Source organism: Arsenophonus sp. PmNCSU2021_1 (assembly GCF_036919435.1).
GTDB classification, from domain to species: Bacteria; Pseudomonadota; Gammaproteobacteria; order Enterobacterales; family Enterobacteriaceae; genus Arsenophonus; species Arsenophonus nilaparvatae.
The window spans coordinates 300,379-307,381 of the sequence record NZ_JAZHPL010000011.1 but is presented as its reverse complement, the minus strand read 5'-3'; the positions used below and the strand labels follow the sequence as shown (position 1 = coordinate 307,381).

8 protein-coding genes and 1 pseudogene are annotated in these 7,003 nt (G+C 52.6%); 8 read left to right on the top strand and 1 reads right to left on the bottom strand.

Features of this window, described 5'->3' with window-relative positions; translation table 11 throughout:
* Nucleotides 1-2: 2 nt before the first annotated feature.
* Nucleotides 3-707, top strand: a complete 705-nt coding sequence (locus tag V3224_RS27215; protein WP_334473589.1) for a DNA adenine methylase — start codon at nucleotides 3-5, stop codon at nucleotides 705-707.
* A 445-nt stretch (nucleotides 708-1,152) separates the two neighbouring features.
* On the opposite strand, the pseudogene V3224_RS27210 reads toward V3224_RS27215, so the two are convergent.
* A pseudogene (locus V3224_RS27210) lies at nucleotides 1,153-1,641 on the bottom strand (DUF3102 domain-containing protein); the annotation flags it as partial.
* A 274-nt stretch (nucleotides 1,642-1,915) separates the two neighbouring features.
* Between V3224_RS27210 and V3224_RS27205 the strand changes: the two are divergent.
* From V3224_RS27205 to V3224_RS27175, 7 genes are read left to right on the top strand one after another with little or no spacing between them, the layout of a single operon-like run.
* The gene (locus tag V3224_RS27205) at nucleotides 1,916-2,149 is read left to right on the top strand and encodes a hypothetical protein (RefSeq protein ID WP_026821883.1); all 234 of its coding nucleotides are present in this window, start codon (nucleotides 1,916-1,918) and stop codon (nucleotides 2,147-2,149) included.
* A gap of 57 nt (nucleotides 2,150-2,206) precedes the next feature.
* A complete protein-coding gene (locus tag V3224_RS27200; RefSeq protein WP_334469232.1) occupies nucleotides 2,207-2,527 on the top strand; it encodes an IclR family transcriptional regulator in 321 nt (106 codons plus the stop codon).
* Between the two features lie 12 nt (nucleotides 2,528-2,539).
* A complete protein-coding gene (locus V3224_RS27195) occupies nucleotides 2,540-3,493 on the top strand; it encodes a DUF3102 domain-containing protein (protein ID WP_334469234.1) in 954 nt (317 codons plus the stop codon).
* Nucleotides 3,490-5,277 carry an integrase catalytic domain-containing protein gene (locus V3224_RS27190; protein ID WP_334467737.1) on the top strand — a complete coding sequence of 596 codons (1,788 nt, stop codon included), beginning with the start codon at nucleotides 3,490-3,492 and terminating at the stop codon, nucleotides 5,275-5,277. Before V3224_RS27195 ends, V3224_RS27190 begins: the two co-directional genes overlap by 4 nt.
* A 12-nt stretch (nucleotides 5,278-5,289) precedes the next feature.
* Nucleotides 5,290-6,444, top strand: a complete 1,155-nt coding sequence (locus tag V3224_RS27185) for an AAA family ATPase (RefSeq protein WP_334467739.1) — start codon at nucleotides 5,290-5,292, stop codon at nucleotides 6,442-6,444.
* Between the two features lie 11 nt (nucleotides 6,445-6,455).
* Nucleotides 6,456-6,758 (top strand): hypothetical protein, encoded by a 303-nt coding sequence (locus tag V3224_RS27180; RefSeq protein ID WP_334467740.1) that lies wholly within the window; start codon nucleotides 6,456-6,458, stop codon nucleotides 6,756-6,758.
* 2 nt (nucleotides 6,759-6,760) lie between these two features.
* Entirely contained in the window at nucleotides 6,761-6,991 is a 231-nt protein-coding gene (locus V3224_RS27175; protein WP_334467742.1) for a hypothetical protein, read from the top strand.
* Nucleotides 6,992-7,003: the final 12 nt, after the last annotated feature.

Sequence of the window (7,003 nt, the reverse complement as noted above, 5' to 3'; positions counted from 1 at the left end):
AGATTTTACCGCGCTTCCCGGCGCATACCTGCTACGTCGAGCCGTTTTGTGGCGCAGCGGCGCTCTTCTTTATGAAGTCACCCAGCAAAGCGGAGGTCATCAACGATATCAACGGTGAGCTGGTCAATCTCTATCGGGTGCTGAAACACCATCTGGAAGAGTTTATGCGCCAGTTTAAATGGGCGCTGGTCAGCCGGGCGATGTATCACTGGTTGAAAATGACCCCGACCGAGACCTTAACCGATATCCAGCGGGCAGCCCGCTTCTACTACCTGCAAAAACAGGCGTTCGGTGGTAAGGTGGCGGCGCACACCTTTGGCGTGACTACCACCACGGGGCCACGCCTGAATCTGTTACGCATGGAAGAAGAGCTGTCGCTCGCGCATCTGCGGTTATCACGCACCACCATAGAACAGCTGGACTGGGCCAGCTGCATTGCCCGTTATGACCGTCCGCACACGCTGTTTTACTGCGACCCGCCGTATTGGGGGACCGAGGGCTATGGCGTGGATTTTGGTCTGGCGCAATATGAAAAACTGGCGGGGATGGGACGAGACCTAGCGGGCATGATGATTATTTCGGTTAATGATATTCCCGAGATGCGGGCAGTGTTTCGAGGCTTTGCGATGGAGAGCGTCCCGATTCGGTATAGCCTTAGCAGTAATCAGCCCACCCAACGACGTGAGCTGATTATTACCGTCAAATAAACCCTCTCCACTGCAACGGAGAGGGATGGGTCATGCGCGGCTGCGGGCGGCTTTTTTCTCTGCCATTGCTGTCAGGGTGCGTTTAGCCACTTCGCGGGTTTCACCCGGAATATGTCGAAAGGCAGTTAATTACCTCTGCCTCTTCCTCATCCCGCACTACATCGAGCGCACTGGCTTCATCGCTGCGCTCACCAGTCATCACATAAAGAAGATCGACTCCTAACGCTTTCGCCGCGATTAAGTAGCCCGCATCAGGATGTCGTTCGCTTTTTTCATAGTTGTATTGAGTGAGCTTTTTAACCCCGCACCGTTCGGCGAAGATTTCCTGGCTAAGCCCCAATCGCAGGCGCTCGGATTTGAGGCGTTCTCCCACGCCTTCTAGCGTCAGCGTGACCCACTGCTGTGCATCAACGGGTGTTTGTTCATCGCTTGCAGCAACCGACGAGGTTTTGCCCGCCAGTTGCTGGCTTAGCTGTTGCAGTTGCTTCTCTTTTTCGGCGACCAGTTGTTGACTGCGTTTAAGGGCTGCCTCATCTTTACGTAACGCTGCCTTTAACTCCCTGACTGACATGCGGTCAACATCATCCAGTGTCAGACCCGCGATGGTGCCGCCTTCGGCCAATTCCGCCAGATCATCGTCGTCTTCCAGCATGAGTTCATAGAGTTTTGAACGGCCTAAACCTGAAAACGTATTCACCTTTGACTCAAGTGTCGGTGAAAGATATTTCAATGCTGCTTGTGCCATTTTTCGTGCTATTCGATATTCAAGACCTAACTGCTCTTGTACTATCTTCATGAATGTTCCATGTGGCTCATTCTCCTTAAGAATAATCAGCCGTTTCCCCGCCTCCAGCATGGCTTCGGCACTTTGCGCCATATAGAAGCGGGCTTCATGCACAATCCTTTCCCGTTCATAGGGTAGCCCATCCCCAAACGTGCCATTACTTCCTGTTGGGCGCTGTTTTCTGCATTTTTTTCAGGGTATGCAATTGCCCCCCCCCCCCCCCGCAATCGTGATATTGTCCGCCGTAGTTACAGACAGGCTGGTTGCCGCTTTTTTCTTTGCCATACAGGTCTCCTTTAGGCCGATAACAGCCAGTGGTTTTTTACGGCAATAAAGAACATACAAAAACAAACAAAAAAGACTTTACATTATTTTGAATGCCATTGTATATTTATTTTTAACTTTTTATGACGGAGGTAACACCATGTCACTGCAACACCCCGCCGACTTTAAGCGCAATTTTTATGATCGTGTCTATCAGAACTACCCGACGGTGGCGGCGTGGGCACGCCAATCCGGCTTCAAACCCTATCAGGTTTATATGTTGCTTGATGGCTCCTGCCAGGGCTGGCGCGGGGAAGCCCGCAAAATCAAACAGGCGATTGAACAGATAATGGGTTCTCCCATGCCATCGGGAAAAAAGCGCCATAAAAAATAACATTCGCCCGTTTCACTGACGGTAACACAATTTCCATTAATGAAAAAGAGGCATCCGATGAAAAACACCTTATTACTGCACCCTTCTTCACGCACACGACGGGCGCTGCGTATTTTGAAAGCCATGAAAGGGCATTACCGCGATGGCCTGTCCAATAAAGCCCTGGCGGCGCTAATCAATGACTCTGCGGCCAATATCAGTCGCACCCTGCCATTTTTAGTGGAAGAAGGAATGATTGAGAAGCGCTTCAATGGGAATTACGGCCTCGGTGAGGAATTGATACAGATTGCCCTGGCCTTTTTTGATGAAACCGAACGGGCGCAAATCAAGATGGCAGAAAGGCATGGCCGCTGCGTAGCATCAGCGTCAAAACCGTAAGAGGAAAAAATAATGGGTAGAAAAGCGTTACCGATAACGGCTGAAATTGCCCCCGAACAGCCTTTGGCACCGGATTTAATGAACAACCTTAATGCCCTGGCTGAACATCAGCAGGCCATTATGGATAAGTACGGCGAGGGGTTGCCCTATGAACGCGAGCGCATTGTGCATGAAGCGCGCTTCTATATGGCACAAAGTGCCGAAGCCATGCTGGAGGCGGGGAAACGGCTGATTATTCTTAAGGAGAATGAGCCACATGGAACATTCATGAAGATAGTACAAGAGCAGTTAGGTCTTGAATATCGAATAGCACGAAAAATGGCACAAGCAGCATTGAAATATCTTTCACCGACACTTGAGTCAAAGGTGAATACGTTTTCAGGTTTAGGCCGTTCAAAACTCTATGAACTCATGCTGGAAGACGACGATGATCTGGCGGAATTGGCCGAAGGCGGCACCATTGCGGGCTTGACGCTAGACGAAGTTGATCGCATGTCGGTGCGGGAACTAAAAGCAAAACTGCGTAAAACGGAAAAGTCACTTGAAGCCAGCCGCCGTCTGGCCAATGAGAAAGATCAAAAGATCAATGAACTGAGCGAAAAACGCCTGCTTAATCAGCATCGCCCGTTAGGGGAAGAAGGCATACGCCAGCTCCGTGAAGAAATTGGCCTGGTGGGCTTTGATGTTAAAGCCATATTAATGGGGCGCTTTCGGGAAGGGCTGGAAAAACTGAGCAGCCACAGTGGTGATATCACATCCCACGCCGACTATTTAGCGGGCTTGCTTAATGATATTGAGTTTGAAATCAATGTGTTACGTAGTGATTTTTCGTTACCCCACCACGCAGTATCAGCGTTGGTGCCTGACTGGACAAAAGCCGATGCGGATGCCGACGATGCGGATTTTCAGTTACCGGAACACCTGCGCGGCACCGGACAGGATAATGTCGAGGAGGTGGTGCAATGAACCCCATCCTGACCGAACGTCTGTTAACCATTGCCCAGACTGCTGAAAGAGCCGGGCATGGCGGCAAAGACGCGGTGTATCAGACAGGCTGTCAGGCACTCGGTATTTCCAAAGCCACGCTGCTGCGAAAAATCAAACAGGTCAGTTATAAACCGCCGCGCAAGCAGCGGGTGGATTATGGTACCAGCGCCCTGACACGCGACGAAGCCCTGCTGATATCCGGCGTCATCATGGAATCTGAACGCAATAATGGTAAACGCCTCTACAGTCTACAGCAAACGGTTAATGACCTGCGGGCGAACAACCTGATTGATGCCGGGTATATTGATAATGAAACTGGCGAGTGGTTTCCGCTGTCGGTCGATGCCATCAGCCGGGCACTGTACCATTATCGCCTGCATCCCAACCAGTTACGGGTACCTGCCCCGTGCGTTCAATTAAAAACCGGGCATCCCAATCATGTCTGGCAGCTGGATGCGTCGCTGTGTGTGCTCTATTACCTGAAAAATCCCGCCAAAGGGCGCACCACGCGCGATAGCGGCCTGCGCATGATGAGTGAGGCCGAGTTTAACAAGAACAAGCCCAAAAATCTGGCCCGTATTGTCAATGACCGCGTCTGGTCATTTGAACTGACCGACCACACCAGCGGCTGGATTTACGCCGAGTACCGCTTCGGCGGCGAAACGGCACAAAACTTTACCGATGTGCTGATTAATGCCATGCAGGAGCGCAGTGGGGCCGACGTATTACATGGTGTACCGCGTATCCTTTATACCGACCCCGGCTGCGCGCTGGTCTCAGCCACGATGCGCAACCTGTGCAAAACCCTCGGTATTCAACTTATCGCCCATAAAGCCCGTAATGCCCGCGCCACCGGCTCAGTGGAAAAGGCGCGCGATATTCTGGAGTGTAGTTTTGAATCCGGCCTGCGGTTTGTGCAAGTCGATAATATTGATGAACTGAACCACCGGGTCGGGTTATGGCGTAAAAAGTATAACCGTACCGCGCTGCATCGCCGTACCGGCATGACCCGTACCGACAGCTGGCTACGGATCACTCCGCAGCAGTTAATCAAGGCACCACCCGTTGAAGTGTGCCGCGAACTGGCGGTGAGTCTGCCGGAAAACCGTAAGGTCAATGACTATCTTCGCGTGTCATTTGGGAGCAAAGAATATGACGTTAGGGGTGTGCCGGGTGTTTGTAACAACGATTGGCTACAGATAGTCCGTAACCCTTGGCGCGACAGTGAAGCACAGGTGGTGATAATCAATGAGGACGGCATGGAAGTCTTTTACCGGGTACCGGAAGTGGTGAAAGACGAGTACGGTTTTCCCCTCAATGCCCCAACATTAGGCGAATCCTTCAAGGCATTACCCCACACCCCGGCGCAACACCATCTGGCGGAAGTCGAGCAGGCGATGTATGGCACCACCTGTCCCACCGAAACCGCTGCCGCGCAAAAAGCCAAAGCGCTGCCACTGGGCGGTCGCTTTAACCCTTATCTGGACAATGAACGCGATACCCCACCCATTTACCTGCCCAAACAGGGCCAGGCTTCCACGGTTTGCGCGCCACGTTTTGAAGAACGTTTAAACCCGGTCGTGGTGGTTCAACAGTTGCGCGCGCGTTTCCAGGCGGCGGGCAAGACCTGGCGCAGTGAATTTTACACCACGCTAACCCAACGCTTCCCGGACGGCATACCCGCTGACCAGGTCGACGCGCTGGGTGATGAGCTGATGGCCCAGTCCACCGAGGTGGTGGTCAGTCTGGCCAGTCACGGTTAACGGGAGGCCATCATGCTGAAACTCAAAACCCTGTTACAACACCACAACCTGACCCAGGCAGCACTGGCCCGTGCGCTTGACCTTTCCGAGGCGACGCTGGCGCAAATAGTCAATCACCATCAGTGGCCGAAACAGGATACCGACGCACTAAAACACCGCATCCGTGGCTGGCTAAGTGACCAGGGCATCGCGGCGGACGACTGCTTTGACGGGGTCACATCCAGCAGCAAGGAAAAGCACACACCACCTAGCAACGAGGAAGACACCATGTTACTGAAAAAACAGGTATTACTGACTGCCACCAAAAAGCATTTTGGGCTGTTTCGTGCCCCATTTGACGACAACGCGGTACAAGGTCATGAAGATGTGTTTTTAACCCCTGAAAGTCGTTATGTGCGCGAGGCGTTGTACCAGACCGCCAGCTATGGCGGCTTTATCGCGGTTATCGGTGAATCCGGCTCGGGTAAAAGCACGCTGCGACGTGACCTGACTGACCGCATCTATCGGGAAAACGCCCCGGTGGTGGTGATTGAACCCTACGTGCTGGCGATGGAAGACAACGACCATCAGGGCAAAACCCTGAAAGCCGCCAGTCTCGCCGAGGCTATTGTCCATACCCTGGCCCCACTGGAAAAACTCAAACGCTCGCCGGAGGCCCGCTTTCGTCAGCTACACCGACTATTAAAAGAGAGCAGCCGCGCCGGGTACAGCCATGTACTGGTGATTGAAGAAGCCCATTGCCTGCCCATCCCGACCTTAAAGCACCTTAAACGCTTCTTTGAGCTGGAAGACGGCTTTAAAAAACTGCTGTCCATCGTCCTGCTGGGACAACCCGAACTGGGCGACAAGTTATCCGAGCGCCTGTTAGCGGTCAGGGAAGTGGTACAGCGCTGCGAGGTAATTGACCTGCCGCCGCTAGATGAACACTTGAACGACTTTCTTGATTTCAAGTTTAAACGCGTCGGCGGCGACCTTAGCAAAGTCCTTGGCCCGGATGCGATACCGGCACTGCGTCAACGCCTAAGCTGGCTGCGCCCGAAAAAAGACACGCCGGTCAGCCTGCTTTACCCCTTGGCTATCGGCAACCTGCTGACCGCCGCCATGAACCTGGCCGCGCAAAACGCCATCCCGGTTATCGACGCCAATATTATTCACAGTGTGCATTAAAGGAGGCTTTTATGCTGAACCCCGCCGTGACCATTAAAAACCCGTCAGCGATGACCTACCAGGCCATCCAGCAGCAGTTCAGGCAATGCCTGTCGGTGATGGATAAACTCAGCCAGGAAGGTTTTATCGTCAGTCAGTTTACCGTTGATGGCTATAGCCGTCCGACCCTTACCCTGCTGCATGACCGACGGTGTGATGCGTTATATAAAAACGGCCATGCCGTTCGCTATGCCCTGGGTACTGACCGTCAGGGCCGCTGGGAAAAATACCAGTTCCTGCAAGATAACTGCCGAATCACCTGGGAGGTACGTTAATCATGACAACACGCCCTGTCCGTATTACCGCTCGCCAATCGGTTTATTTGGCAAAGACCGTCGATATGCCGGAACAGGACGATGAAACCTATTTGTCGATTTGCGAGAACTGCCGTGATTTTGATGAACAAGACCAGCGTCTTGGTGAAATCGCGACCCGATACAACATGAATTTATTTGAGCATATTCAACACAGTGACGCCCTGGAAGACATTATTTTCGAGCGCGTTTAATTCCCGACGTTG

Bases quoted from the DNA above. Each gene is read 5' to 3' on its own strand.
- V3224_RS27205 (WP_026821883.1), top strand. From the start codon at position 1,916: ATGTCACTGCAACACCCCGCCGACTTTAAGCGCAATTTTTATGATCGT.
- V3224_RS27200 (WP_334469232.1), top strand. From the start codon at position 2,207: ATGAAAAACACCTTATTACTGCACCCTTCTTCACGCACACGACGGGCG.
- V3224_RS27195 (WP_334469234.1), top strand. From the start codon at position 2,540: ATGGGTAGAAAAGCGTTACCGATAACGGCTGAAATTGCCCCCGAACAG.
- V3224_RS27190 (WP_334467737.1), top strand. From the start codon at position 3,490: ATGAACCCCATCCTGACCGAACGTCTGTTAACCATTGCCCAGACTGCT.
- V3224_RS27185 (WP_334467739.1), top strand. From the start codon at position 5,290: ATGCTGAAACTCAAAACCCTGTTACAACACCACAACCTGACCCAGGCA.
- V3224_RS27180 (WP_334467740.1), top strand. From the start codon at position 6,456: ATGCTGAACCCCGCCGTGACCATTAAAAACCCGTCAGCGATGACCTAC.
- V3224_RS27175 (WP_334467742.1), top strand. From the start codon at position 6,761: ATGACAACACGCCCTGTCCGTATTACCGCTCGCCAATCGGTTTATTTG.